Here is a 24,874-nt window from a genome sequence, read left to right on the forward strand (position 1 = left end):
ATACCCTTTTTTTATTGTCGCCGTTTATTCGGCGCGGCCGACATCAGTTTCAACACGTGCCAAGATGTCTAGCAGATTGTCGATAGATGAGTCATCGTCCCGAATCTCGGGGGAAAATTTCAATGTATCCAGCATATCAATCATAAAACCTGACTGGTTCATTTTTTCTAACTGCTCAGGGGTCCATGATTTTATTTTATGAGGCATGGGGCACACTCCTTTGGTGAGCCAAAATCATCCGCCAGCAGAAGCGATCGCTTCGCCGCCGTTACTATCAGGTATGGGTTATAAATCAGGTTTTGGCAAGCAACCGCTTCGCTTATATGCAAATAAATGCATGCGTGTTTGTTGAGCTATATCAATGTCGCTGAACAGGGTTCGGCGTACGCTTAGCACTATCAAGTACATTAAAAGTTGAGTGAGGGCAGGATGATGATTGATAGTTATAGCTTGGAAGTACTGGTCCCCAGTGTTGTGATGATTGTTGTAATGACTGCAGCAATGACTTGGGGGTTTTTCAAAGTCCGTAATCTGATTAACCAGGATCAGAGCAAGTGATAGAAAGCGGCTTTAAAAGCCAGTTCGATACCTGAAAAGACCACAATTGATGTGGTCTTTTTTGTGAACTGATTACAGCAGGTAGCGCCCACCGGACGCCACCACCACGGTAATCAGGCCCAGAGCCAGATTAAACCCGACAATTTTTCGTATTTGCGTCAGTTGGGCAGCGCCATCTGGCCAGCGTTGTTCTGTCACTGCCAGTTTCAGGCGTTTATAAGGCGCAAAAAACAGGTGGGCGAAAACAGCAATCATCAGGTAGCCGATACCCAGCATGATATGGACATGGGGGCCAATCTGAGAAAACCCGCCGTATAGGGCAATCATGCTATGTCCGCTGACAATCAAGAGTGCTACCGCGAGCCAGACCCATTTGAAAAAGCGCTCAAACACCCCGCACCAAAGCCCCAGTCGTAGTGGTGGCTCAAGGGTATTCGCGGCAACCGGTCTTAAGCAGACATAAGCGAAAAACATGCCGCCAACCCAGACGACAGCAGCGAGCAGATGTAATGACAGGGCAATGGACATGGATCCCTCCGGTATGAAAAACACGGGTTAAAGGTTGTTTTGAATATACTCTAATTACCTGAGATCAAAAGCTTATTTGCAGACGGTTGTGCGAACTTAGCGTTTGACGGCCCGTAGAATGACAAATTTTCGGTTACTCGCCACCGTCTGGCATTGGCCAAACAATTTTTTTAGCATGATGTGATAACCCAGATGGCGGTTACCCACTACCCAGAGTTCGCCTCGACTTTGCAATACTTGCCGCGCCTGTTTGAACATTTGCCGGGCGATAAAATCTCCCACCGTGGTTTGCTGGTGGAAGGGTGGGTTATTTAGGATGAGATCTGCACTGTTCTCAGCAATACCGGACAGGCAATCAGTATTAATAAACTGAGCGGTACGTGAATCACCAAATGCTTGCTGAAAGTTTGTTTGTGCCGATGCAGTCGCCATGAAGGACTCATCAACAAAGGTTAGTTCAGCCTCTGGGTGCTGCATGGCACTGACAATGCCCAACACGCCGTTACCGCAACCAAGATCGATAATGCGCTGGAACGTTTTGGTTTGCGGTAGGTGCTGCAGCATAAATCGGGTACCGATATCCAAAGAGTCTCTTGAGAAAACCCCCGCGTGATTGATCAAATCAAGGTCAGTGCCTTCTAGGCCGTAGCGACTGGGATAGGGTGACTCAATACGGGTCAGGGTCGGATTGAGTTCCGGCAGAATAAGGCGGGCTTTTTTCTGTGCCAGAGAGGTCTGGGTGGAGCCTATATGTTTCTCAAATAGCTGCAGCGTTGAACTGTGGATCTGTTTCACCATCCCTGCGGCCAACAGAATGGTATCTGGTCCCATCAGCTGGCGTATCTGAATCAGTTGGTCTTCCAGCATGGCGAGGCTTTTCGGTACTTTGAACAATATCAGTTGTGGGGTAGTTTGTGGCCAGTGCAGGCTGTCACAGAGCTGTAATTGTGTCGGGTCAAGGTTGTTATCCCGGTAATTAGCTTGGGTGGCGGTATGTGCCAGCCAGGAATCGCTGACCATCGTGGGTTGCCACTGATGCAATGCGGTTGTTAATGCGCCAAAACTGTCATTTACAATCAGTATCCGACACCCTTCAGACAGCAGGTTGTGCTGTTGTAGGTGGCGCAATAAATACTCATCTGCGGCATCCCAGGCACGCAGGGTTTCCTTTGGCCGACGTGGGTAGAGGCTGAGGTGAAAATTACCCTGAGGTGCAGAAAGGGTTTGCATGAAGAACTTCCGCGGTAAAATACTGATTTTACCATAGCCGCAGACAAGTTCTGTGTTTCTCGGATGCCCTGATGCGTGCTGCAGACCCTTACAGATATATTGCTGGTTACCCGGAGACGATTCAGTCACAGGCCCGTCAGCTGGTAACAACGGACGAGTTGGCCGCCTGGATCACCTGCCGTTACCCGACGGCTCATGATATTCGCAGTCATAAAGCCTTGTATGACTACACCCAGTCACTCAAAAATCGCTTTCTGAAACAGACTCCACCGCTGAGTAAAGTCAGTTATGACGATAAGATCAGTGTTTTATTACATGCCTTGGGTGCACATAGTCGGATCTCCCGCGTGCAGGGTGGACGTTATAAAGCTAAACAGGAGATCAGAATTGATGCCCGTTTCAAGCAGATGCCGGAAGCGTTTTTAAAAATGATTTTGGTGCATGAGCTGGCCCATATACGTGAACGTGAGCATAACCGGGCGTTTTATAACCTCTGTTGTTATATGGAACCGGATTATCATCAGCTGGAACTTCACCTGCGGCTGTATATGGTGCAACTTGAAACCGGTGGCAGCCTCTATTAAGTAATATTTTAATGCCCTGAAACCGGTATTTCTGGTGCAAGCGGGTCGGCGAATCGTTACAATTTGTACTTTATTTTATAGGGGTTGTGCGGGTGTTGATCAGCATGGAATCAGGCTCTTGGCTGCTGGGAATAGTGGTATTTTTATTGCTGATATGGCTGCTGTTACGCCGCAAACAGGTTGCTTCTGTCAGCGCCCCTCCGCCATTGACGGCGGTGGAAATGACTTTTCGCTCCGTGCTGGAAAAGGCGGTTGGCGAGCGCCTCAAAGTCTACTGTAAAGTGCCAATCAGTGAACTGGTTGAGCCAACGCAGGCAAGCACACCGGGCAAAGTAAAGCGTGCGCTGCGTGCTGTATCCGGGAAATTGATTGATTATGTGGTCTGCGATATCGCTACGGGCGAAATTGTTTGCCTAGTGGAGCTGGATGATCATCGCTATAACAGCAGTAAAGACTACCGGCGGGATCTGGAGTTGGAAGGGTTCTGTTATCAATTGGGCTTACCCATTCTGCGTGTCCCTGTGCAGAAAGAAGGCTATAACCTTACCGTACTGATTGAACGGTTTGAAAATACGGTTGTCAGCATGAGAGAAGGTCATCTGCAGCATGAATCTTCACTGGCAGATGCTCGTAAATCCTCATTTAAACCTGTTTCTGCCTGCTAATTAGTTGATCTAGGTCAAAAAATATTCAAACAGTACTACAGCCCGTACGAGCTTGTTTGCTGGCTCCCTTCAAAGTAATCAAAATTAATAAAATTGTCTTTAAATATAGGCGCTTAGTGTTGCTTTAGCGGCAATTTTATAGGCCGATCTTCTCCTACCGTGATGCTGAACCGGCATCTCATTAACGGCAGAGGAGATCAAACATGCCTTGCACTAAGCGGGTTCTGGCCGCGGTCTGCGCTTTATGGGTGACCCTGGGAATGGGCCTCACCAGTAATGTGTTGGCAGCCGGAGCTGTAAACAATAATCGTTCCTCGGCACAGGTGGCAGCTGATATCGACTTCGGTCTTTCAGTACGCGTCCTGAAGGGAACCGACATGAGTCGATATGAAGCCGAGGCAGAGCAGGATGCAGAACCTCCGAGTGCTTTTCAGCCTGCGCAGATTGTTGTGGCAGGGCAGCCTGAAGACTTCCAGCCTGAACGGGTTTTGAAACACCTGTCGCAGTCAGGTCAGGTGTTGCTGTCCGTCCCGACGGGGCTGGAGAAAAGTTATATTCAAGCCTTCCATGAAAAAGGTGTGACCGCAGGCTATAACCTGATTGCCACTAAGGCAGAGGCCGTTAACGATACTTATCGGGGCTATCAGTGGCATTTCGACGCAGTACAGGTCAATGAGGCCTGGGACATGGCAACGGGTCAGGGTGTCGTGGTCGCTGTGTTGGATACCGGTCTGGATACCACCGGCCCTGACGGGGTGAAAGCCTGTCTTGCTGATGCAGCCGACTTTACGGGCAATAGCAATGGCTGGGTAGATGGTGATGGTCACGGCAGTCATGTCAGCGGCACGGTGGCGCAGGTTACTGATAATGGTCGCGGTGTGGCGGGTATGGCTTATGGTGCCTGCGTTCTGCCAATAAAGGTGCTGGATAATACCGGCAGAGGTACCTTTGTGGATATCGCTGCCGGTATTTACCATGCGGTTGATCATGGTGCTCATGTCATCAATCTTAGTCTGGGGGCTAAAGCTTCCTCTGGGTTGACTCGCGACAGTGTGTTGGCACCAGCTCTGGACTATGCAGAAGCGCATGGGGTTGTCGTGGCTGCGGCCGCGGGTAATGATAATTACGCAGCGAATGTGGCTTACCCCGCCAGCTATAAAACCACTATTGCGGTCGGAGCAACGGACAGTGTTGATCAACGGGCATCGTATTCCAACTATGGTAAGTATCTTGATGTGATGGCGCCGGGAGGTGATGTCAGTGTGGATGCCGATGGTGATGGTTATACTGATGGCGTGCTGCAGGAAACCACCCGTGATGGTCGTTGGAGCTACTTCTTCTATCAGGGTACTTCAATGGCAACGCCGCATGTCTCGGCACTGGCTGCGATGTTGTTGGAAGTCAATCCGGATTTGACGCCTGCCGATGTACGTGAACTGATCAGGTCAACCAGCATCGATTTGGGTGCTGGCGGCCCTGACAGTGTTTATGGTTATGGTCTGATTCAGGCAGCGGATGCACTAATGGCATTAGCTCAAATACCGGTGTCGGGTCCGGAACCGGGGGCCGAACCAGATAACCTGCCACCGGTGGCAGGTTTGACCTTTAGCTGTACGGCATTGGACTGTGTGTTTAATGGCGCCAGTTCCAGCGATGCCGACGGTTCTATTAGCGGCTACGACTGGACCTTCGGTGATGGATTTAACAGCAGTGGTAAAAATGTTTCACACCGTTTTTCTGCTGCAGGCACGTACACGGTCACACTCACGGTAGTTGACGACCTGGGCAGCAGAAATAGCAAAACTGCGGCGGTGACTGTGACTGACCCGGTTAAGGATACGCTGACTATGATGTTGTCAGGCAGTATGAAGTCCTTGGTATTTAAAAACACTCATGTGAATTGGAGTGGCAGCAGTGCCAGCAAGGTAGATATCTACCGCAATGGCAAAGTGGCAATCACGACCGCCAATGATGGCATTCATTCATTCACCACTTACGGTTACAGGCAGTACAGATACAAGGTCTGCAATGCAGGTACCCAAATTTGTTCCCCTGAGGCGGTGTATTGAAGTAGAAATATCCTCTGCTCGCCCCCTAACCCGACAGCCGGCCATTGCGTCGGCTGTTGTTTTTCTGCTGACCAATGGCGTTAAATTGTGTCTAAATGAAGTTAAAATTAGTATAAAAATACCATTATAAAATAATACTTTACCTGCTTGTTTTGCTGTTTTAATCTGTGTAGTAATAATACTGCTAAATGTATGGTTTTTATTGTTGAGTATAGAAACCTGATGTGCAGCAGTCCGTGACCAGGACGCGCGCTCGCGCGTTTGCCTTTGTTATAGTTGCAGTTTGAAGGCAGGCCGCCAGTCAGATAGGAGAAACCAATGAAATTCCCCGCAATTATTGTTACCGGGCTCTGCGCGCTCAGTGTCGGTATAACTCAGGTTTATGCTCAGCCCGCCGGTGCAGGTCCGTTTGCGGCGGGGTTTGCCGGAGATACGCGTCAATTACCTCCTGGCAGGTTGAAAAGTCAGATCGAAAAACTGCCTCCGGCTGCTCAACAAAGAGCGCTTGAGTGGTTGCAACGGTTTGATATTCCCGTTGCCGATTATGCCTACATTCAGGCAGATGCTGAGGGGGCAATATTCTATGCGGATACTGAGCTACCGGACCAAGCGCCGGCAGAAGCATCTGCTGCTGCGGCACCCGCTATTGCCCCAGAACAGGTATTCAAATTGCATAGTCGCCCGGGCGCAAGCCAAGTGGTCTTTCTTGATTTTGATGGCCATGACATCAGTGGTACGGCATGGAATGGTGCTGGCGGCACTTTATATGCTCAGGCATTTGATACTGACGGGGATGCCAGCAATTTTAGTGAAAGTGAGCGTGCCGCGATTGCAGCTATCTGGCATCGGGTCGCTGAGGATATGGCCGCTTTTGATATTGATGTAACCACTGAAGATCCGGGTAGCTTTGGCCCGACCATTGGCCATCTGCTGATGACGCGCGACACTGATGCTCTTGGTCAGGCGATGCCAGCGCAGGGTGCGGGTGGTGTGGCGTATGTTGGCGTCTGGGGCGAATCTTACTACACGTCTTATCAGCCAGCACTGGTCTACTTTAATAACCTGGGCGGCGGTTATGCCCATTATGTGGCAGAAGCAGCCAGCCATGAATTCGGTCATAACCTGGGGCTGGGGCATGATGGCACCAGTACGGTCGGATATTACAGTGGTCATGGCTCCGGATATGTGAAATGGGGCGCCATCATGGGGGTGGGTTACTACAGTCATGTAACTCAATGGAGCAAAGGGGAATACCCCGATGCCAATAATGCTCAGGATGACATTGCCATTATCAGTTCACAGCTGGGCTTACGGCCGGACGATCATACTGAAGATATGGCGACGGCGACGGCACTGCAGGTTGATGCCAATGGTATTCTTTATATCACCACCCCGGAATTAGATCCGGATAACCTGGACCCGGCGAATAAAGGGGTGATTGAAACATCCACCGATATGGACCTGTTCTGGTTTGATACCGCTGCTGGGGGTGTGACATTTAATGTGATTCCGGCATGGGAAGCCTTTTACGATGATTTCCGTCGCGGCGCTAACCTGGATATCGAAGCCACGCTGTATGATGAGTTTGGTAATTTTGTGGCAGCAGCAGACCCGGAAGATGAAACCTTTGCTCAACTGAATCTTAATCTTCCCGCTGGCCGTTATTATTTGGCAGTGCAGGGGGTAGGTAATGCGGTCTCCCCATATTCTGATTACGGTAGCCAGGGGATGTATTTTATTTCCGGTACAGTGCAGCCTGTGGTTGAAGTAACAGATGTCGATCCGCCAACACCCAACCCGGTAGGCTGGGCTATTCCGCCTGTTGCAAGTGGTCGCGACAGTATCAGCATGACGGCACAAACGGCAACGGATGACTCGGGTACGGTGGAATATATGTTCCAGTGTACGGCCGGGGATGTGGGTTGTAGCTTCAGCGGCTGGCAGTCATCACCTAGTTTCGTGGCGGAAGGGCTGACACCAGGCGCAACCTATACTTACACAGTTCAGGCGCGTGATTTATACGGCAACGAGACGGAGTGGTCCGTTATGGCCAGTGCGACCACGGTGTCAAATCAGTTGCCTGTGGCGAGTAATGACAGTGCTGAAACTGACCAAGACAACAGTATCAGCATCCCGGTGATCTCTAATGACAGCGATGCTGATAATGACAGTCTGACGCTTGCCGGATTTAGCCAGGGCAGCAACGGCAGTGTAGTTCAGTCAGGTAATAGCTTGATCTACACGCCAGCCAACGGTTTCTTCGGTAACGATAGCTTCACTTACCGGGTGAGTGACGGCTTTGGCCAGAGCAACATGGCTACTGTCACCGTTACAGTGCATCAGGTGTTTGTGAACAGTGCTCCAGTGGCCACGGATGATAGCGCAAGTGTCGCCATGCACAGCAGTGTGCTGATTGATGTATTAGCCAATGACAGCGATGCTGATGTGGGTGACTTGCTGCAAATCACCAGCTTTACTCAGGGTGGCAAGGGCAGTGTGGTTCAGATTGGCGATCAGTTGCAATACAGCAGTGGTAACAAACGGGGTGGTGACACCTTTAGTTATACCATCAGTGATGGTAATGGCGGTACGGCGACCGGCGTAGTCAATATCAGTATCACTCGTGATGGTTCTGGTGGTGATGACACCGGCAGCGGTGGCGGCGGTAAAGGGGGCGGCAAATGTAACCCCAGGAAAACGGCCTGCTAAATTCAGTATTGCTGCTCCACGATGATCAAAAAAACCGACAGCTTTCGTTGTCGGTTTTTTTTGTCTGAAAAAGTTTGTGTGCGGCTTTTATCAGCGTGTCTTGATGTTTGATATGCCATTATAAATGCTCGGAATATAGCTGTCTGACGGTATGCCTGGTTTGAAACAGCGATAGGCTCTTCTGTTATTTGGGGGCAAATGACCCTATGTTGCGATAACAGGAATTGATGTTGCTGAAGTGATGCAAACGGCAGATGGCCAACCAGCCGTTATTTCTGAGGCTGCTATAAGGCTCTATCGCGGAGTATAAAAAACATCCACGGGTTCATACCTGGTAAACCAAAACTTTAAGCAGACGGGTGCATTAATTCATAGTTTGAACGCTATCTCCAGCAACCTGTCAGCTCAGGCAGCCAGGTGTTTGTATTATTATATTGAACAGTGCTGCCAATCGGGTGCAACCGGTCGTGACATAGCGTTATTTGCCCTGTTCGAGGCTGAAATAGACCGGCTGCTGCCTGGCAGTTATCAACTGTTGGTGCCCTGAATCTGAGGTCACTCTGTTACTTTCCCCTATTTTTTATATGTCTATGCAATTTTCCCGGTTGGCTCTGGCATAATGGCGCCCTTCAATATCAGGAGATAGAAGATGAGTCAGTTACCCCCTTGCCCTGCCTGTGGTTCCGAGTTTACTTATGAAGATGGTATTCAGTTTGTGTGCCCTGAATGCGCGCATGAGTGGAATGAACAGTCAGCAGAAACAGATGATGGACCAGTTGTCATGGATGCCAACGGTAACCGCCTGTTCGATGGTGATGCGGTCACAGTGATCAAAGACCTAAAAGTAAAAGGCTCCTCCTCAGTGGTTAAAGTGGGTACCAAGGTGAAAAGTATCCGTCTGGTGGCAGGTGATCATAATATCGACTGCAAGATCCAGGGTATTGGCGCAATGAAACTTAAATCCGAGTTTGTAAAAAAAGCCTAGTAATGCGCCCGTCATGCTTAATGGTCGTGTGCGCTTAATGGGTTTTTCCCGGCAGTAACATATCGGATGCCATGCTTGGGTTGGAGCGATTAACAATAGGGTTTTCCTGCTCAGTAAATCGCTTCAGTACCCGGACTTTTGTTACTGAATTGGCCTTGGTAAGGTGCTTCAGGAACAGTTGAATCTGGCGATCAGACTGTATCCCTGTTCGTGTTCTTCATTGGCACTGTCAGACTATCCGGTTCTGCTCGCACCTCAGCGCTAACCCTCAGCCACTGTGACATAAGGGCGTGAATGGATGAGTGCACAGCGTCAGCGCCCCGTCAGCTTTATGCGCACAGCAAAGTGTCAGGCTTATTCTCGGGTAGTCCAGTGCTTTTGCATCTCAAAGAACAGGAAAGAGGCGGTCCAGGTGATCAATACCAGTCCGGTGAGTGACTCGACACCGGTCAGGTAGCGGATATGACCAATGGGTTCGATATCGCCAAACCCCAGTGTGGTAAACACAGTAAATGAAAAGTAGGCACAATCCATCAGGCTGCCATCAATGTTGCCGGTCAGGCTGCCCCAGCTGCCCATTCGGTTCATGACGTAGTACACCAGACCGAAAATCCAGATCTCTATGCTATGTGCAATCAGAGCACTGAACACCCCAAATACAATGCGGTAACGGTGGGCAATTTTCATTTTGGGGATATGCAGCGTGACCCGAAACAAAAATTCATAATGCACAATGACGGTAATCGCCACCACTAGGCTATTGAGCAGAAAAATATAAACCATTCGCCTACCGTCACATGACTTTTTGATTGGTAAGAAAAGTGTACCATCAGATTGGTACAAAGATAGGTGATGCGTGTCATGGTATTGATTTTTATGCTTTTAACGACGTCGCTACTGGCTTGATTGTATTGGCAGCCGGGCGTTATGGACAAAGAAAGATTGTGTGCGGGTATAAATGTCACTAATCTGAAGGTATCAAAAACTTGTCACTTATCTTCGATAGCTGACTGACTATTGGGGTATACATGACGACTTCCGCACGTGTTCGCTATCAAACCATCGAGTTTGATAAGACTGACATCCATCTCTGCACCCTGCGTGATAATCAGCAGTTCCATGACCCGGCTGGCCAAGCCGAGGCATTGGGGATTTCATCTGCCAGCTGGCCGATTTTTGGCGTGGTTTGGCCCTCCAGTCTGGTGTTGGCGCACTACATGTCGGATTACAACACTGAGGGCAAGCGGATTCTGGAAATCGGTTGTGGCATGGCGCTGTCCAGCCTGATGCTGAATAAACGCCATGATGACATCACTGCAACTGATTACCACCCGGAAGTGGAACGCTTTTTAATGCGTAATACCCAGTTGAATGGAGATGACCCCATCGCCTTTGAGCGGGTGGACTGGGCTGACCCGCAGGATGAACTTGGGTTATTTGATCTGATTATCGGGAGTGACTTGTTGTATGAAGACCAGCATATAAAGTTACTGGCCAGTTTTATCGAGCGTCATGCCAAACCAGAGTGTGAGGTGATTTTGGTCGATCCCGGCCGTGGCCGCAAAAGCAAGCTGGGTAAGCAACTGGAAGTGTGGGGTTATTCCCATCAGTATTTTAAGCCAGAAGACACTGAGTACCTCGAGCAGGTGTTCAAAGGAGATATCCTAAGATTCTGGCGCACAGCCTGATTTCTCAGTTTAAAATATTCACGGGTTTTCGTTGTGGCGCTATTTCGGGCGGGTGAGCCTGATGCTGATATCGTATTTCAATATACAGCCGAATCATGTCTCTGTTGGAGCCTTTTTATAAAATTCTTCTGGCACGCATAAAGCGGATTGATCCCGCAGTGATCTTTAGCTAGCAGCGTATCGTACGCAGTTTCACGCCGTTTTTTTACAATAACAATGTAAAAAAACGTAAATATGCCCTAGCTGGCCTTTTCTATTCCGCTCATTCATCATTAAATGAAATTGATTCTCTTTCTAGATTACATCGTGTTATCTGATTTTTACTGCAACGGATGAGATTAAAGCGTGCCCATGGAGTTACGACCTCAACGTCATATTAAATCGTCTCTTGTGCTGCCGGTATTGCTGAGCCTGTGGCCACTCTTCGCCCAAGCGAATGATCCGGTGCCTGTGAGTATCACCTTACCGCAGCAGACTGAAACTGCGGAAAACCTTAGTCTTTCAGGTTCCCTAACGGCGGAAAGACATGCGCGGTTATCACCACGGGTTGATGGACTTGTGGCAGCAGTCCTGGTTGATGCCGGCAGTCGGGTAGCACAGGGCGAGTTACTGTTAGAACTGGATACAGCCCTTGCCCAACAGTCCCATGAGCAGGCAAAGGCGGCTACCGCTGAAGCCCGGGCCGCTCGAGATGATGCGCATCGACTGGTGAAAGAAGCGGAAAGCCTGCGCCAGAAAAATTACATATCGGCCAGTGAATTGGCTAACCGTAAGGCTGCGCTGGCGTTAGCTCAGGCAGCATTGGGTGCGGCACTGGCGGCAGAGAGAAGTGTGCTGGAAGCTCTGCGGCGGCATGCGCTGCCGGCTCCTTTTGCAGGTGTTATCAGTGCAAAAATGACCGAAGCAGGAGAGTGGGTTAACCGTGGAACTGCCGTACTGGAGTTGGTGGCGACGGATGTGGTTAGGCTCGATGTCAAAGTGCCTCAGGAGCAATTCACAGCAATCCAGCAGAATAGTTCGGTCACGGTGCTGCCGGACCTATATCCCGGACGGCAACTGAGCGGAAAAATCGCGGCGATCGTGCCGGTTAGTGACCCTCAGGCGAGGGTTTTTTTGGTCCGTATTCTGGTCGATTCCGCTGCACTGAGGCTTCTCCCCGGTACTTCAGCTACAGCTGTGATTGGCATCAATGGTGCGGCCAAGCAAAAGCTGCTGATTCCGCGTGACGCATTGCTGCTGCATCCGGATGGTGGGTATAGCGTATTTGTGGTCGAGGAGGGTGTGGCCAAACGCCGCCAGGTGAAAGTGGGTCTGCAAAGCTTATCAGGGGTTAGCATAATTGAAGGGTTGGCCGCCGATGCTAAAGTGGTCGTGCGCGGCAATGAAGCCCTGCGGGATGAACAGCCAGTTACGGTCAAACCCTAGGGAATCATTATGCTTGAAGCACCCATCCGAAACGGAAAATTACTCTCGGTTATCGTGCTGATCATTGTAGTGCTGGGGTTGACTGCGGCCACTAAAATTCCGGTACAGATGATTCCTGACCTCGATGTGCGCACGGTGAGTGTGGTTACCGGATGGCCCGGTGCAACACCCCAGGATGTGGAAAAAGAGATCCTGATAGAACAGGAACGCTATTTGCGTAGTGTGCCTAACCTGACCCGAATGGAGTCAAAAGCGGAAACCGGTGAAGCCAGTATCGAGCTGGAGTTTCCGTTCGGTGTGGATATTAACGAGACCCTGATTGAGGTTTCAAACGCCTTGAGTCAGGTCTCCAGCTATCCAGAAAATGTTGATCAGCCCCGTCTGTATAGCAGCTCTTTCTCTGAAAATGCATTTATGTATTTTTCCATCACTCCGCTGCCGGGCAATCCGCTGCAACTGGATATGGATCTGGTAACTGACTTTATCGATGATGACGTGCGCCCCCGGATGGAGCGGGTGACTGGGGTATCGGAAGTCAGCTTGCGTGGGGGAGCTGAACGGCAGATCCAGATTATCATTGATCCGGCTAAGCTGGCACAGCGGGGCCTGACCCTTACAGATGTCCGGGATGCGATTCGCGAGCGCAATAAGGATACCTCTGCTGGCGATCTGGATGATGGCAAACGGCGTTATTTTATCCGCACTACCGGCCGCTTTACGGATATTGCCAGCCTGGAAAATCTGACCCTGGTGCATCGTAATAATACGGATATCAAATTACAGGATGTCGCAGAAATTCGCCTGGACCACTATGAGGTTCGGGGTATTTCGATTGTAAATAACGAAGCGTCCCTGACGATGGCGGTGAAGCGGGAGTCCGGCTCTAATGTCATTGATATTAAACAGGAGATGCTCCAGGTGGTGGATGAGATCCGCCGCGATCAGCTGGAACCGAATGGCATGACTATCAGCCTGATCGGTGATGATGTCCGTTATGTTCAGGCATCAGTCGAGAAGGTGGCCAGCAACCTATTGTTGGGTGCGGGTCTGGCGACTGCCGTATTGTTTCTGTTTCTCCGCTCGGGTCGCGCGACTCTGATTGGTCTGATGGGCATGCCAATCTGTACCATCGCTGCCTTTTTAGGACTGCTTTTATTTGATCGCACCATCAACGTTATCTCTCTGGCAGGTGTGGCATTTGCCATTGGTATGACAGTGGATAACACCATCGTGGTGCTGGAGAGTATCGAGCAAGCCAGACGGCGGGGGTTGGACCGTATTGAAGCGGCCATTACCGGGGTGCGTGAAGTCTGGACCGCCGTATTGGCCTCCAGTATGACTACCGTGTTGGTGTTTGCTCCGATACTTTACGTGCAGGAAGAGGCAGGGCAGCTTTATTCGGATATTGCTATCGCGATTTCGACGGCAATTCTGGCTTCAATGTTGTTTGCGGTGGCTGTAGTGCCGGCTGCCTGTGCGCGGGTGGGGTTTGGTGATGAGCGTGATCATGGTGATGACCTGTCTCATCCTGGACCAATCTTGCGGATGGTCGGTTGGCTTAACGCCAGTGCATTTAAACGTATCTGTTGTATCGTGCTGATCTTCAGTTTCACCATGGGTGCCGGGATTTATCTGCTGCCGCCAGCGGAGTATCTGCCGGAAGGTGAGGAACCCAAGGCGTTTAGTGCCATGACGGCGCCGCCGGGTTACAACATGTCAGAGATGAAACTGGTGGCTGATGAGATCCGGCAGCACCTTGAATTGGCGTTGCATGCTGACCCTGTGCAGTTCGATCGTGGGGAGCATGTCATACCCTCTTTGAAGTACTATTTTCAGCGGATCTCGCCGGGTCGGGTGTGGGTATTAAGTGAGCCGACGCGTGAACAGGATATTCAGCCTATGATGGATGCCCTGACTGACATGTTCCGGCAGTACCCAGGCATGCGGGGGTTTTCACACCGGGGCTCGATTATTGCCAGTAATCAGGGTGGCACCCGAGCGGTGAACCTGGATATTGCCGGCCCGGATCAGGAAAGCCTTTACTCCACGGCAGAGTATGCCCTGCGTCGCGCCGAAGCGCTGTTTGGTAATCCACAGATTGAGTCTGAGCCCTCTGCGCTATCACTGGATCAACCTCTGATAGAGGTGCGCCCGCACTGGGATCGTTTGGCAGAGGTGGATATGACTGCAGATGACTTTGGTTATACGGTCGCTGCGCTCAGTGATGGTGCCTATGTCGATGAATTTTTTATGGATGATGACAAAATCGACATGTTTATCTTCAGTAGTGCCGGTCAGAACCAGACGCTGGCACAACTGGCTTCCCTGCCTATCATGACGCCGCAAGGCACGGTGCTGCCGTTGAATGCACTGGCCGATATTCTTGAGACCGTGGACAGTGATCAACTACGCCGGGTGGATGGACGTCGCACCGTGACCTTGTCGATTATTCCGCCACGGGATATAGCATTGGAAACTGCGGTGGCGATGGTCAGAGGCCAAATGCTGCCTGATATGCAGGCAGCAGGTGAGGTCGCCAAAGGTGTTTCAGTGGGGATATCCGGTGCCGCAGATCAGCTGGATGCTACCCGGGAATCCCTGTCCGGCAATATGGTGCTTGCGGTCATCCTGATTTACCTCCTGCTGGTGGCTATTTTCAGCCACTGGGGCTATCCACTGTTAATTCTGGCTACGGTGCCGCTGGGTATTGCCGGTGGCGTAGTGGGGCTGGTGGCGGTAAACAGTGCCGGTCCGGTGCTGAACCTGTTCGGTCTGCCGGGCATTATTCAGCCGTTCGATATGATTACCATGCTGGGATTTGTGATTTTGCTGGGTACGGTGGTCAACAATCCGATACTGATCGTTGAACAGGCCCGCAGAAACCTGCAGCATCAGAAAATGTCGGTCCGACTGGCGGTTAACCAGGCCGTGGCGACCCGCTTACGGCCCATTCTGATGTCCACCGCGACCACCGTCTTCGGCCTGGCTCCTCTGGTGTTTCTGCCCGGTGCGGGTACCGAGCTGTACCGGGGGGTAGGGATTGTGGTGCTGGTCGGTATTCTCTGTTCCATGCTGGTAACCCTGGCATTTCTGCCCAGCCTGCTGATTACCGTGTTGTCGTGGCGAACAAGATCTGCCAACGATAAAACCACCGCTGCTAAGGCAGGTTAAGTCTGGGGTTGGGCACAAAAAAAAGCCCGGCATCGCCGGGCTTTTTCAATCAATCATTATGTGATTACAGCGCTTCAATCTTGCCGTATTGTTCTTGTAGTTTGGCCAGGGATTTTTCTGCATCCGCCAGTTTTTCTTTCTCTTTGGCGACTACGTCCGCTGGAGCATTGCTGACGAACTTGTCGTTGGTCAGTTTACCTTTCAGCCGACCGGTTTCCTTGCGCAGTTTATCCAGTTCTTTCTGCAGGCGGGCCAGTTCGGCGGTTTTGTCGATCAGGCCGGCCATGGGTACCAGCACTTCCATATCGCCCACCAGTTGAGTGGCGGACATCGGCGCTTCGTCACTGGCTTCGAGCCAGGTGATGCTGCTGAGGGAGGCCAGCTTGCTGAGGAAGGTACGGTTGCCGTCCAGACGGGTTTTATCCAGTTCGCCGCCGTTCTGGAACAGTACGTCCAGTTCCTTGGCCGGGGAGATGCCCATCTCGCCGCGGATATTCCGCACGCCGGTGATTATGCCCTGCAGCCATTTGATTTCGGCTTCAGCGGCGCTGTCGATCTTGCTGTCATCGGCAACCGGGTAGGGCTGCAGCATGATGGTGTCGCCTTCCTTGCCGGCCAGTCCCTTGATCTGCTGCCAGATCTCTTCGGTGATGTACGGCATGATGGGGTGGCTCAAGCGCAGGATGGCTTCCAGCACGCGCACCAGAGTACGACGGGTGCCGCGTTTGGCTTCGGCGCTGGCATTTTCATCCCACAGAACCGGTTTGGACAGTTCCAGATACCAGGCGCAGTAGTCGTTCCAGATAAAGTCGTATAGGGCCTTGGATGCCATATCAAAGCGGTATTCGTCGAAGTGTTTGCTGACTTCGGTTTCCACTTTCTGCAAGCGACTGATGATCCAGCGATCGGCCAGAGACAGTTTGACATCACCACCGGCCTGACCACAGTCTTCGCCTTCAGTGTTCATCTTCACATAACGGGCGGCGTTCCATAGTTTATTGCAGAAGTTGCGGTAGCCTTCCAGGCGCTTCATGTCCCAGTTGATATCGCGACCTGTAGAGGCCAGCGCTGCCAGGGTGAAACGCAGGGCGTCAGTACCGTGGGCGGAGATGCCTTCCGGGAACTCTTTTTCGGTGCGTTTGCCAATCTTCTGCGCCAGCTGTGGCTGCATCATGTTGCCGGTACGTTTGTCCATCAGGTCGGGCAGGCTGATGCCGTCGATCATATCCAGCGGGTCGAGCACGTTGCCCTTGGACTTGGACATTTTGTCGCCGCTCTCGTCACGGATCAGGCCGGTAACGTACACCGTGTGGAAGGGCACCTGTGGCTTGCCGTCTTCATCCTTCATAAAGTGCATGGTCATCATGATCATGCGCGCCACCCAGAAGAAGATGATGTCGAAGCCGGTGACCAGCACATCGGTGGGGTGGAAGGTGCTCAGGCGGTTGTTGGCTTCCGGCCAGCCCAGGGTGCCGAAGGTCCACAGTGCGGAACTGAACCAGGTATCCAGTACGTCATCGTCCTGGCGCAGTTCCAGTTCGGGGCTGAGACCATATTTGGCGCGGGCGGCGTCCTTGTCGTTGGCGACATAGACGTTGCCGTTGTTATCGTAGAACGCCGGAATCCGGTGCCCCCACCAGAGCTGGCGGGAGATACACCAGTCCTGAATATCGCGCATCCAGGCAAAATACATATTCTCGTATTGTTTAGGTACGAATTTAATATCACCCTTTTCCACCGCATCGATGGCGGGTTTGGCCAGCGTTTTGGCATCGGCAAACCACTGGTCGGTCAGCATCGGTTCGATGACTACACCGCCACGGTCGCCGTAAGGGATGGTCATATCGTTTTCGTCGATCTTCACCAGCAGACCGGCGGCTTCTAGATCAGCCACAATCTCACGGCGAGCGGCAAAACGCTCCATGCCACGGTATTTTTCCGGCAGGTAGCCGTTCAGATCGTTGTTGACGCTACCGTCAGTGTTGAACGTCTGGGCTTCGTCGCGGATATCGGCGTTGAAGGTCAGCACGTTGATCATGGGCAGACCGCAACGCTTGCCGACTTCGTAGTCGTTGAAGTCGTGCGCCGGGGTGATTTTCACGCAGCCGGTACCTTTTTCCATATCGGCGTGTTCGTCAGCAACGATGGGAATACGGCGGCCGACCAGTGGCAGTTCGATAAACTTGCCGATCAGGCTCTGGTAGCGTTCATCTTCCGGATTTACGGCGACACCGGTATCACCCAGCATGGTTTCCGGCCGCGTAGTACCCACGACAATGTGATCTTCACCGGCCGCGGTTGTTACGCCATCGGCCAGCGGGTAGCGCAGGTACCACATCTTGCCTTTAACCTGCTTGTTCTCCACTTCCAGATCAGAGATGGCAGTGTGCAGTTTCGGGTCCCAGTTCACCAGGCGCTTGCCTCGGTAGATTAGGCCTTCGTCAAATAGACGGATAAACACTTCCTGCACCGCGTGGTAGAAGCCGGAATCCATGGTGAAACGCTCATGGTTCCAGTCCACCGAGTTGCCGAGACGACGCATCTGGCGGGTAATTGTGCCGCCGGATTCCTCCTTCCACTCCCAGATCTTTTCGATAAAGGCATCACGGCCCAGATCATGGCGGGACTGCTCGGTTTCTACCGCCAGTTTACGTTCAACCACCATCTGGGTGGCGATGCCGGCATGGTCGGTGCCTACCTGCCACAGGGTGTTCTTGCCCTGCATCCGCTTATAGCGGGTTAGTGCATCCATAATGGTGTGCTGGAAGGCATGGCCCATATGCAGGCTGCCGGTGACGTTGGGTGGCGGAATCATGATGCAGTAGGAATCACCTTCACCAGACGGGGCGAAGTAGTTGTTGTCTTCCCAGGTCTTGTACCAGGATTTTTCGATCTCTTGCGGCTGGTAAGTGGTGTCCATGGCGCTCGGGTTCTTCTGCAATCAGTGTGAATTTCTGGGGGTCTGCCCTTTGCGGGGGTGCCCGGATGAACGCGGCATTATACCGGTTGCGGCGAGAGGAAAGTAGTGCCTGGGTGGTCAGTAGCTCAGTTCCTCGGGGATAGAACTGCTGTGCAGGTTGTCTGATGTTGAAAGTGTTGCTTGCCAGGAGGTGCTTTATGCTTGGTTGTTATGCCAGTCGAGGCTTTCTGCCCTGTAAGGACCCTGCCACTGAACTACAACAGTTGGGTGAGGGTCAGCATCTGCTGGACAGGGTGGGCCATGCGCTACCCAGTCTGTTGCTGGAGGCAGATGCGCGCCAGTTTCTGGAACGGTTAACTGTGCCAGAGTGGCCTTACGCGAATATCCCTCCTGATCTGTTACCCCAGGCGCGACTGTATTACCTGCGGTTGGGGTTTATCGTATCCGGATATGTGAACCAGGTGGGCCAGCCACCGGTTCATCGGGTGCCGGTAAATCTGGCGCGACCCTTGTGTCAGATTGCCCACCTGCTGCAGCGACCGCCAGTTCTCAGCTATGACGGATATGCCCTGTATAACTGGCAGCGATATGACCATAGTCAGCCGGTTGCTCTGGGTAATATCGATACCGTACAGAACTTTGTGCATCTGTATGACGAACACTGGTTTATTCTGGTTCATGTCGAAATAGAAGCAATGGCGGCGGAGATTCTCGACGCCATTCTGGGTTTGCAGGGTGATATTACGCCAGTAAACGTGGATGTCGCACTGGTGCAGATTAGCGCTGCTATGCAGCGGATCATTGGAGTCTTACAACGGATACCGGAGAAGATGTCTGATGCGTTGTATTTTTCCCGCTTCCGGCCCTACATCGGCCAGTTTGTTGATGTGTTGTATGAAGGGGTGACGCAAAAAACGATCAGCTTTCGCGGTGAGACCGGTGCCCAGAGTTCGGTGATGCCTTTGTTGACGGCGTTTATGAAAATTCCACATCAGGCCAATAAGCTGACCCAGCATCTGCAGGATATGCGTCACTATATGCCGGCAGAGCACAGGGCGCTGTTGCAGCAGGTGGCGCAGATGCCCGAAATCAGGTTGCTGTCCAGGGCGGAATACTTTGATGGTGTGCTGGAGCTGATGGCTCAGTTTCGCGAGGTGCATTACCACTGGGCGGTGAAATATATTGCCCGGCGAGGGAATGATAAAAGAGGCACGGGAGGCACGCCTTATATGCGGTGGCTGAAATTTCTGATTGATGAAACTCGGCAATACAAGTTGCAACCGCCTCAGATAGCGGTCTGATACAGATGAAAAAAGGCCGCATGTGACTGCGGTCTGCAAAGCTGGAGCGTGGAAACTTGATAGGCTAGCCTTGGCAAAGTGCAGCACGAACTGTTCACAAAGAGAGGGGCATCTGTAGGCGAATTTAGCGGGTCGTGTTGTGGCGTAGGTCGTGCATCTCCGCATTGATGCCACGTGACTTATACACGCGGAAATTATCCCGTGTAGCACTGAGTATCTCCGGGCTCTGCACCACAATCTCGACAATGCGGTCAAAATCCATCGCGTCTTCAACTATGGCCTGATCCAGATTGATAAATAGATCCCGATGTGAGGGTCGCTGTTGATCCCAGCCGATCTCCACCGCAGAGTTGTGTTGTTCATTGCTCAGGCCGTGTGGAATAAAGGCTTCGGGTCGGAACTCCCAAAGCAGCTGGTCCAGCTGCTGAGCCGCGCGCTGATCAGGCGTATGGATATACACTTGGTGGCCCAGCGCACAGATCTTTTCCAGTAAACGGCAGAGGAAACGACCCCGGTCTTCGGGGTCGTCATTTGGCAGCAGATAAAAATCAGCTTTACTGGTCACCTGGATTTATTCCTCGGTGGCTGATTGATTCAACAGATATTGTGTCAGCAGTGGTACGCAGCGACCTGTTGCGCCTTTGCTTTTGCCGCTATTCCAGGCAACACCGGCAATATCCAGGTGCGCCCAGCGGTATTCTTTGGTGAAACGTGATAGGAAACAGGCTGCAGTGATGGTACCGCCAGGGCGGCCGCCAATATTCTGCATATCGGCAAAGTTACTGTCGAGCTGTTCCTGGAACTCATCCCATAAAGGTAGCTGCCAGGCTCGGTCAGCAGATTGTTCTCCGGCCTGCAATAGTGACTGTGCCAGTTGGTCATCATTGCTTAACAGTCCGCTGGCCTGGTGACCCAAAGCCACAATGCAGGCACCGGTCAGGGTGGCGATATCGATCACTGATGCGGGGTTAAAACGACCGGCATAGGTGAGGGCATCACACAATACCAGGCGGCCTTCGGCATCGGTATTGAGGATCTCAACGGTCTGACCAGACATGGTGGTAACAATATCACCCGGTTTACTGGCGTTGCCGCTTGGCATGTTTTCGGCGGCGGCGACGATTCCCACTACATTGATCGGTAGCGCCATCTCGCAGATAGCGGTCATGGCACCGAACACGCTGGCGGAACCGCACATGTCATATTTCATTTCATCCATGGAGTCCCCCGATTTCAGGGAGATACCACCGGTGTCGAAGGTGATGCCTTTGCCAACCAATACATGGGGCGCGTCATCTTCCGGCCCGCCGTTGTACTGCATAACAATCAACTTAGAGGGCTGCTCACTGCCTTTGCCGACGGATAACAGGCAGTGCATACCCAGCTCGGCCATCTCTTCTTCATCAACGATGGTGGTAGTGAGGGCTTCGAATTCATCGTCCAGCTCAAGTGCCTGCTCAGCCAGGTAGGTTGGGGTACAGATATTGGGCGGCAGGTTGCCCAGGTCACGGGCCAGACTGGTGCCATTAACAATGGCGGTGCCATCCAGCAGAGCTTGCTCGGCCAGATCGGTGTCATCTTCGGCGCATAAAATGCTGAGTTTTTCCAGCTTCAGCGGGTCGGCTTTTTTGCTCTTGGTTTCATCGTATTGGTACAGTTCCTGACCACTCCACTCTACCAGGTGGCGAAGTTGGCGATAGGCATCACTGTCGTTGGTCAGGGCGTCATCAAGGGCAAACACTGCCTGGCTGATCCCTGTGCTTTTGATCACAGACATTGCTGCGATGATCGCTTTACGAAACGACCGGTTGTTGCGGTCTTCCGCTTTACCGATCCCGAGCAACAAAATACGGCGTGCCTTCAGGCCAGGCACTTTATGCAGCAGCAGCGTCTGGGCATTTTTGCCGCTGATATCTCCCGCACTCAGGATCTCCTGCAAGTAGCCGTTGCTGGCGCTGTCTGCTGCGCCAGCAGATGGCGAAAGCTGACCCTCAGGGGCAACTGCAACTACGATACATTCGGTTTCCAGAGAGGCGATATCGCCGTTGATAATCTCAAAATCCATGCTGACTCCAGACAAGACATTAAAAGCGGTTTCAAGGATAATGCCACAACGTTTCAGACGGTTGGCTTCATGACCGCTGGGAAAGACTCACTACTATAAACGATTTTATTCAAGGTAACAGGTTTCCGCATTGATCGTATTTCGCTATCTGTCCCGTGAAGTATTACTCAGTATGCTGGCTGTCACTGCTGTGTTGCTGGTGATTATCATGAGTGGTCGGTTGGTCAGCTATCTGGCGCAGGTGGCAAGTGGTTCTCTGGATGCCGATGTGCTGTTGCAAATTATCGTTTATCGCTTACCTGATTTTTTACAACTGATCCTGCCGCTGGGCCTGTTTTTAGGTTTTCTGCTGGGCTACGGTCGTCTCTATCTTGAAAGTGAAATGACTGTGCTTGAAGCCTGTGGCATGAGTCACCGCCGTTTACTGGCTTATGCGATGGGCCCCGCGGTTCTGGTCGCGCTGTGCGTGGCGGTATTATCATTGTGGTTGGCACCGTTGGGTGCCCTACACTCTAATTTGATCTTTGATCAGCAGAAACAGCGTGGTGAATTGGATGCTCTGGTGCCCGGGCGATTCCAGCAACCGGCGCGTTCACCTCGGGTGGTGTATACCGAAAGTTTGTCCGAAACCGGTCGCTTAGGGCTGGTGTTTTCTGCTGAACGTAACCCGCAGAATAAGCGTTTGCAGATAACGCTGGCAGAAGCCGGACAAACCCGTGTCGTGCCGGAGTTGAATGAACGCTATCTGGTGCTTGAGCAGGGGCGGCGCTATGAAGGCGTTCCCGGTCAGGGAGACTTTACGGAACTGCGATTTGCTGAATATGGCACCCTGTTGCCGAATAAAACCCAGACTCTGCGGTACCCGCGGGTTGAGGCACTGCCTACTGGGGGGTTATTCGGCTCAGATAAAGCCGCAGAGCGTGCTCAGTTGCATTGGCGTCTGTCTCTGCCGGTGCTGGCGCTGGTGGTGACCATGCTGGCGGTGCCCCTGAGTCGGGTGAATCCCAGACAAGGTCGTTATGGCCGGCTGGTGCCTTCTATCGTGATCTATCTGGTTTACCTGGCTATTTTAAGCAATGTTAAAAGCCAGGTAGCTGAGGGCGATGCACCGTCACTGCTGCTTTGGCTGGTGCATTTTGGTTTTATATTGCTAGCGTTGAATATGCTGTTGTTTGGGCGGTTCTGGCGACATCTGTTTGACCAAGTAGCGTTGCCATCTTTGCCATTCAGGAAGGGTTCGTCGTGACTGTACTGGATCGTTATATCGCCAAACAAGTACTGGCAGCCTTTGGTGTAACCTTGCTGGTAATTCTTGGGCTGGATCTGTTGTTTGCCACGCTTGAGGAGCTGACCGATCTGGCAGGTAAATATACGTTCTGGCCAGCCGTAAATTATGTGCTGATGACATTGCCACGGAGGATCTATGATTTTGTGCCGCTGGCCAGTCTGATTGGCTGTTTGCTGGGTCTGGGTATGTTGGCATCCAGCTCAGAACTGACCGTTATGCGTGCCGCTGGGTTGTCGACCTGGCGCATCATTATTGCCGTTTTCCAACCGGTGTTGGTGCTGATTCTGGCGACGATGTTGCTGGGAGAACTGGCCGTGCCCCAGAGTGAGCAGCATGCTCAGAGTTACCGTCAGCTGAAGTTAAGTGGCTCAGAAGTGGTGCGTGAAGCCAGTCGCGTCTGGCACCGTGATCAAATGACCTTTGTCCAGATTAATGCGGTGATTCCGGGTGGACGGATTCGAGGGGTCACCCGGTATGAGTTTAATCAAGACCTGGGTTTGAAGCGCGCCAGTTATGCCAAGCAAGGCGAGTATCGTGACGGGCAATGGTATTTGACAGGTGTTAAGTCGACGCTGTTTCCGGATACCATGGATGCATCAGTACCGGCGTTGCAGACTGACGTGCAGGCGGTGGAAGTCTGGCCAAGCCAACTGACCCCGGAATTGCTGAGTGCGGTGACGGTTGATCCGGATACCCTGTCGATGACTCAGCTAAGCCGTTATGTCGATTATTTATTATCCCAGGGGCTCGCATCGGAAAATTACCGCGTGGCGTATTGGGGTAAGTTATTAATGCCGCTGGAAGTGCTGGCACTGGTACTAATCGCGGTGTCATTTGTGTTTGGCCCATTGCGCAGTGTTACGTTGGGGCAACGGTTGATGACCGGCGTGATCGTTGGCTTAACGTTTAAACTCAGTCGGGACCTGCTTGAGCCTGCGAGTGCCGTGTATGGTATTGCGCCGTTGCTGGCGGTCTTGCTGCCTATTCTAATTTGTCTGGCAGCCGGTACCTGGCTATTGCGACGCGCCCACTGACCTCAGTCGGCTTTTTTCTGTTTCGGTAACTGTACAACACAACTGCCGGATGCCAGGTCATGCCAAGCTTGTTTATCGCGATTAATAAACATCCAGATAAAACCCAACCCGAAGCAGCTTAATGAAAATATGCCGGTTACAAACCGGGTTGCCGTCTGTATCGGGCTGAGGCGCTGGCCCGCCAGTGTCTGTACTCTGAGTCGCCATGCCAGCATACCCAATGTCTGGCCTGAGCGAATCCAGAAGAAACTGAGAAATAGATAAGTGATAACGAAGAGTATCACTTTGAACAACGGTCCCTGGACGGCTTCGCCAGCATTCAGCGATACGCCAATCATGCCAACCACCATCCAGAGCGCAACCAGAATCATGCCGTCGTAGATCAGGCACACCAGGCGTTTAATGGGTGAAGCGATACTGATATCAGAATGAGTTTCCGGGAATTCCCGTTGCATAATGCGTCCTTAAGCCGTTTTAACGTATCGGTGTCCTTGGTTATTTTCAGGTTGCCAATACATGCAGGTTTTAGCCAGAGTGGGTCGTGCGGGAGCCTGAGGTGGTGCGTAATAACCTGCTCAGTGTCAGCCGCAGGACCTGTGCTAGGCGGCTAAGGTAATATTGATTTTGTTTTAAGGCAACGGTTGTGCAAGATGC

General features: G+C 52.0%; 20 protein-coding genes. 12 read left to right on the forward strand and 8 right to left on the reverse strand.

Features of this window, described 5'->3' with window-relative positions; all coding sequences use genetic code 11:
- Window positions 1-24: 24 nt before the first annotated feature.
- Window positions 25-207: a hypothetical protein gene (locus tag ACFVYJ_RS05845; RefSeq protein WP_419414101.1), complete on the reverse strand. Its 183-nt coding sequence runs from the start codon at window positions 205-207 to the stop codon at window positions 25-27.
- Window positions 208-429: 222 nt separating this feature from the next.
- Between ACFVYJ_RS05845 and ACFVYJ_RS05850 the strand changes: the two genes are divergently transcribed.
- On the forward strand, window positions 430-558 hold the full coding sequence (locus ACFVYJ_RS05850) for a hypothetical protein (protein ID WP_463255034.1): 129 nt from the start codon (window positions 430-432) through the stop codon (window positions 556-558).
- Between the two features lie 72 nt (window positions 559-630).
- Here the strand turns inward: ACFVYJ_RS05850 and ACFVYJ_RS05855 are convergent, their stop codons facing one another.
- Both ACFVYJ_RS05855 and ACFVYJ_RS05860 read right to left on the reverse strand, forming a co-directional pair.
- Window positions 631-1,086: a CopD family protein gene (locus tag ACFVYJ_RS05855; RefSeq protein ID WP_419414103.1), complete on the reverse strand. Its 456-nt coding sequence runs from the start codon at window positions 1,084-1,086 to the stop codon at window positions 631-633.
- Window positions 1,087-1,182: 96 nt separating this feature from the next.
- Window positions 1,183-2,316, reverse strand: coding sequence for a methyltransferase (locus tag ACFVYJ_RS05860; protein WP_419414104.1), 1,134 nt, complete (start codon window positions 2,314-2,316; stop codon window positions 1,183-1,185).
- Between the two features lie 71 nt (window positions 2,317-2,387).
- On the opposite strand from ACFVYJ_RS05860, the gene ACFVYJ_RS05865 reads away from it, so the two are divergent.
- From ACFVYJ_RS05865 to ACFVYJ_RS05885, 5 genes are all read left to right on the forward strand, one after another.
- Window positions 2,388-2,900: a YgjP-like metallopeptidase domain-containing protein gene (locus ACFVYJ_RS05865; RefSeq protein ID WP_419414105.1), complete on the forward strand. Its 513-nt coding sequence runs from the start codon at window positions 2,388-2,390 to the stop codon at window positions 2,898-2,900.
- Between the two features lie 104 nt (window positions 2,901-3,004).
- A complete protein-coding gene (locus ACFVYJ_RS05870; protein ID WP_419414106.1) occupies window positions 3,005-3,565 on the forward strand; it encodes a DUF2726 domain-containing protein in 561 nt (186 codons plus the stop codon).
- Window positions 3,566-3,768: 203 nt separating this feature from the next.
- Window positions 3,769-5,634 carry a S8 family serine peptidase gene (locus ACFVYJ_RS05875; protein WP_419414107.1) on the forward strand — a complete coding sequence of 622 codons (1,866 nt, stop codon included), beginning with the start codon at window positions 3,769-3,771 and terminating at the stop codon, window positions 5,632-5,634.
- A 318-nt stretch (window positions 5,635-5,952) separates the two neighbouring features.
- A complete protein-coding gene (locus ACFVYJ_RS05880; protein WP_419414108.1) occupies window positions 5,953-8,343 on the forward strand; it encodes an Ig-like domain-containing protein in 2,391 nt (796 codons plus the stop codon).
- A 649-nt stretch (window positions 8,344-8,992) separates the two neighbouring features.
- Entirely contained in the window at window positions 8,993-9,328 is a 336-nt protein-coding gene (locus ACFVYJ_RS05885; RefSeq protein WP_419414109.1) for a zinc ribbon domain-containing protein YjdM, read from the forward strand.
- Between the two features lie 354 nt (window positions 9,329-9,682).
- Here the strand turns inward: ACFVYJ_RS05885 and ACFVYJ_RS05890 are convergent, their stop codons facing one another.
- Window positions 9,683-10,111 (reverse strand): ion channel, encoded by a 429-nt coding sequence (locus ACFVYJ_RS05890; protein WP_419414110.1) that lies wholly within the window; start codon window positions 10,109-10,111, stop codon window positions 9,683-9,685.
- A gap of 245 nt (window positions 10,112-10,356) precedes the next feature.
- Here ACFVYJ_RS05890 and ACFVYJ_RS05895 point away from each other — a divergent pair, with 245 nt between their 5' ends.
- The 3 genes from ACFVYJ_RS05895 to ACFVYJ_RS05905 all read left to right on the forward strand — a co-directional run bounded on the left by ACFVYJ_RS05895 (window position 10,357) and on the right by ACFVYJ_RS05905 (window position 15,612).
- On the forward strand, window positions 10,357-11,016 hold the full coding sequence (locus tag ACFVYJ_RS05895) for a class I SAM-dependent methyltransferase (RefSeq protein WP_419414111.1): 660 nt from the start codon (window positions 10,357-10,359) through the stop codon (window positions 11,014-11,016).
- A 351-nt stretch (window positions 11,017-11,367) separates the two neighbouring features.
- Window positions 11,368-12,441 carry an efflux RND transporter periplasmic adaptor subunit gene (locus ACFVYJ_RS05900; protein ID WP_419416159.1) on the forward strand — a complete coding sequence of 358 codons (1,074 nt, stop codon included), beginning with the start codon at window positions 11,368-11,370 and terminating at the stop codon, window positions 12,439-12,441.
- Window positions 12,442-12,450: 9 nt separating this feature from the next.
- Window positions 12,451-15,612: an efflux RND transporter permease subunit gene (locus ACFVYJ_RS05905; protein ID WP_419416160.1), complete on the forward strand. Its 3,162-nt coding sequence runs from the start codon at window positions 12,451-12,453 to the stop codon at window positions 15,610-15,612.
- 64 nt (window positions 15,613-15,676) lie between these two features.
- On the opposite strand, the gene ACFVYJ_RS05910 is transcribed toward ACFVYJ_RS05905, so the two are convergent.
- Window positions 15,677-18,532, reverse strand: a complete 2,856-nt coding sequence (locus ACFVYJ_RS05910) for a valine--tRNA ligase (RefSeq protein WP_419416161.1) — start codon at window positions 18,530-18,532, stop codon at window positions 15,677-15,679.
- Between the two features lie 197 nt (window positions 18,533-18,729).
- On the opposite strand from ACFVYJ_RS05910, the gene ACFVYJ_RS05915 reads away from it, so the two are divergent.
- Window positions 18,730-19,833 (forward strand): PrnB family protein, encoded by a 1,104-nt coding sequence (locus ACFVYJ_RS05915; protein ID WP_463255041.1) that lies wholly within the window; start codon window positions 18,730-18,732, stop codon window positions 19,831-19,833.
- Between the two features lie 124 nt (window positions 19,834-19,957).
- On the opposite strand, the gene ACFVYJ_RS05920 is transcribed toward ACFVYJ_RS05915, so the two are convergent.
- Window positions 19,958-20,398: a DNA polymerase III subunit chi gene (locus tag ACFVYJ_RS05920; protein WP_419415839.1), complete on the reverse strand. Its 441-nt coding sequence runs from the start codon at window positions 20,396-20,398 to the stop codon at window positions 19,958-19,960.
- Between the two features lie 6 nt (window positions 20,399-20,404).
- Window positions 20,405-21,898 carry a leucyl aminopeptidase gene (locus ACFVYJ_RS05925; protein ID WP_419415838.1) on the reverse strand — a complete coding sequence of 498 codons (1,494 nt, stop codon included), beginning with the start codon at window positions 21,896-21,898 and terminating at the stop codon, window positions 20,405-20,407.
- A gap of 130 nt (window positions 21,899-22,028) precedes the next feature.
- Here ACFVYJ_RS05925 and lptF point away from each other — a divergent pair, with 130 nt between their 5' ends.
- Together lptF and lptG are read left to right on the forward strand one after the other, a co-directional pair.
- On the forward strand, window positions 22,029-23,144 hold the full coding sequence (gene lptF / locus ACFVYJ_RS05930; protein ID WP_419415837.1) for an LPS export ABC transporter permease LptF: 1,116 nt from the start codon (window positions 22,029-22,031) through the stop codon (window positions 23,142-23,144).
- Window positions 23,141-24,220, forward strand: coding sequence for an LPS export ABC transporter permease LptG (gene lptG, locus ACFVYJ_RS05935; protein ID WP_419415836.1), 1,080 nt, complete (start codon window positions 23,141-23,143; stop codon window positions 24,218-24,220). The genes lptF and lptG overlap by 4 nt, the downstream gene beginning before the upstream one ends.
- Before the next feature lie 2 nt (window positions 24,221-24,222).
- Here the strand turns inward: lptG and ACFVYJ_RS05940 are convergent, their stop codons facing one another.
- Complete coding sequence (locus ACFVYJ_RS05940; protein WP_419415835.1) at window positions 24,223-24,675, reverse strand: RDD family protein; 453 nt, start codon at window positions 24,673-24,675, stop codon at window positions 24,223-24,225.
- Between the last annotated feature and the right edge of the window lie 199 nt (window positions 24,676-24,874).

Source organism: Pontibacter sp. JAM-7, from assembly GCF_048548695.2.
In the GTDB taxonomy this organism is placed as follows: Bacteria; Pseudomonadota; Gammaproteobacteria; order Pseudomonadales; family Balneatricaceae; genus Neptuniibacter.

Bases quoted from the DNA above. Each gene is read 5' to 3' on its own strand.
- ACFVYJ_RS05845 (WP_419414101.1), bottom strand. From the start codon at position 207: ATGCCTCATAAAATAAAATCATGGACCCCTGAGCAGTTAGAAAAAATG.
- ACFVYJ_RS05850 (WP_463255034.1), top strand. From the start codon at position 430: ATGATGATTGATAGTTATAGCTTGGAAGTACTGGTCCCCAGTGTTGTG.
- ACFVYJ_RS05855 (WP_419414103.1), bottom strand. From the start codon at position 1,086: ATGTCCATTGCCCTGTCATTACATCTGCTCGCTGCTGTCGTCTGGGTT.
- ACFVYJ_RS05860 (WP_419414104.1), bottom strand. From the start codon at position 2,316: ATGCAAACCCTTTCTGCACCTCAGGGTAATTTTCACCTCAGCCTCTAC.
- ACFVYJ_RS05865 (WP_419414105.1), top strand. From the start codon at position 2,388: ATGCGTGCTGCAGACCCTTACAGATATATTGCTGGTTACCCGGAGACG.
- ACFVYJ_RS05870 (WP_419414106.1), top strand. From the start codon at position 3,005: ATGGAATCAGGCTCTTGGCTGCTGGGAATAGTGGTATTTTTATTGCTG.
- ACFVYJ_RS05875 (WP_419414107.1), top strand. From the start codon at position 3,769: ATGCCTTGCACTAAGCGGGTTCTGGCCGCGGTCTGCGCTTTATGGGTG.
- ACFVYJ_RS05880 (WP_419414108.1), top strand. From the start codon at position 5,953: ATGAAATTCCCCGCAATTATTGTTACCGGGCTCTGCGCGCTCAGTGTC.
- ACFVYJ_RS05885 (WP_419414109.1), top strand. From the start codon at position 8,993: ATGAGTCAGTTACCCCCTTGCCCTGCCTGTGGTTCCGAGTTTACTTAT.
- ACFVYJ_RS05890 (WP_419414110.1), bottom strand. From the start codon at position 10,111: ATGGTTTATATTTTTCTGCTCAATAGCCTAGTGGTGGCGATTACCGTC.
- ACFVYJ_RS05895 (WP_419414111.1), top strand. From the start codon at position 10,357: ATGACGACTTCCGCACGTGTTCGCTATCAAACCATCGAGTTTGATAAG.
- ACFVYJ_RS05900 (WP_419416159.1), top strand. From the start codon at position 11,368: ATGGAGTTACGACCTCAACGTCATATTAAATCGTCTCTTGTGCTGCCG.
- ACFVYJ_RS05905 (WP_419416160.1), top strand. From the start codon at position 12,451: ATGCTTGAAGCACCCATCCGAAACGGAAAATTACTCTCGGTTATCGTG.
- ACFVYJ_RS05910 (WP_419416161.1), bottom strand. From the start codon at position 18,532: ATGGACACCACTTACCAGCCGCAAGAGATCGAAAAATCCTGGTACAAG.
- ACFVYJ_RS05915 (WP_463255041.1), top strand. From the start codon at position 18,730: ATGCTTGGTTGTTATGCCAGTCGAGGCTTTCTGCCCTGTAAGGACCCT.
- ACFVYJ_RS05925 (WP_419415838.1), bottom strand. From the start codon at position 21,898: ATGGATTTTGAGATTATCAACGGCGATATCGCCTCTCTGGAAACCGAA.
- ACFVYJ_RS05940 (WP_419415835.1), bottom strand. From the start codon at position 24,675: ATGCAACGGGAATTCCCGGAAACTCATTCTGATATCAGTATCGCTTCA.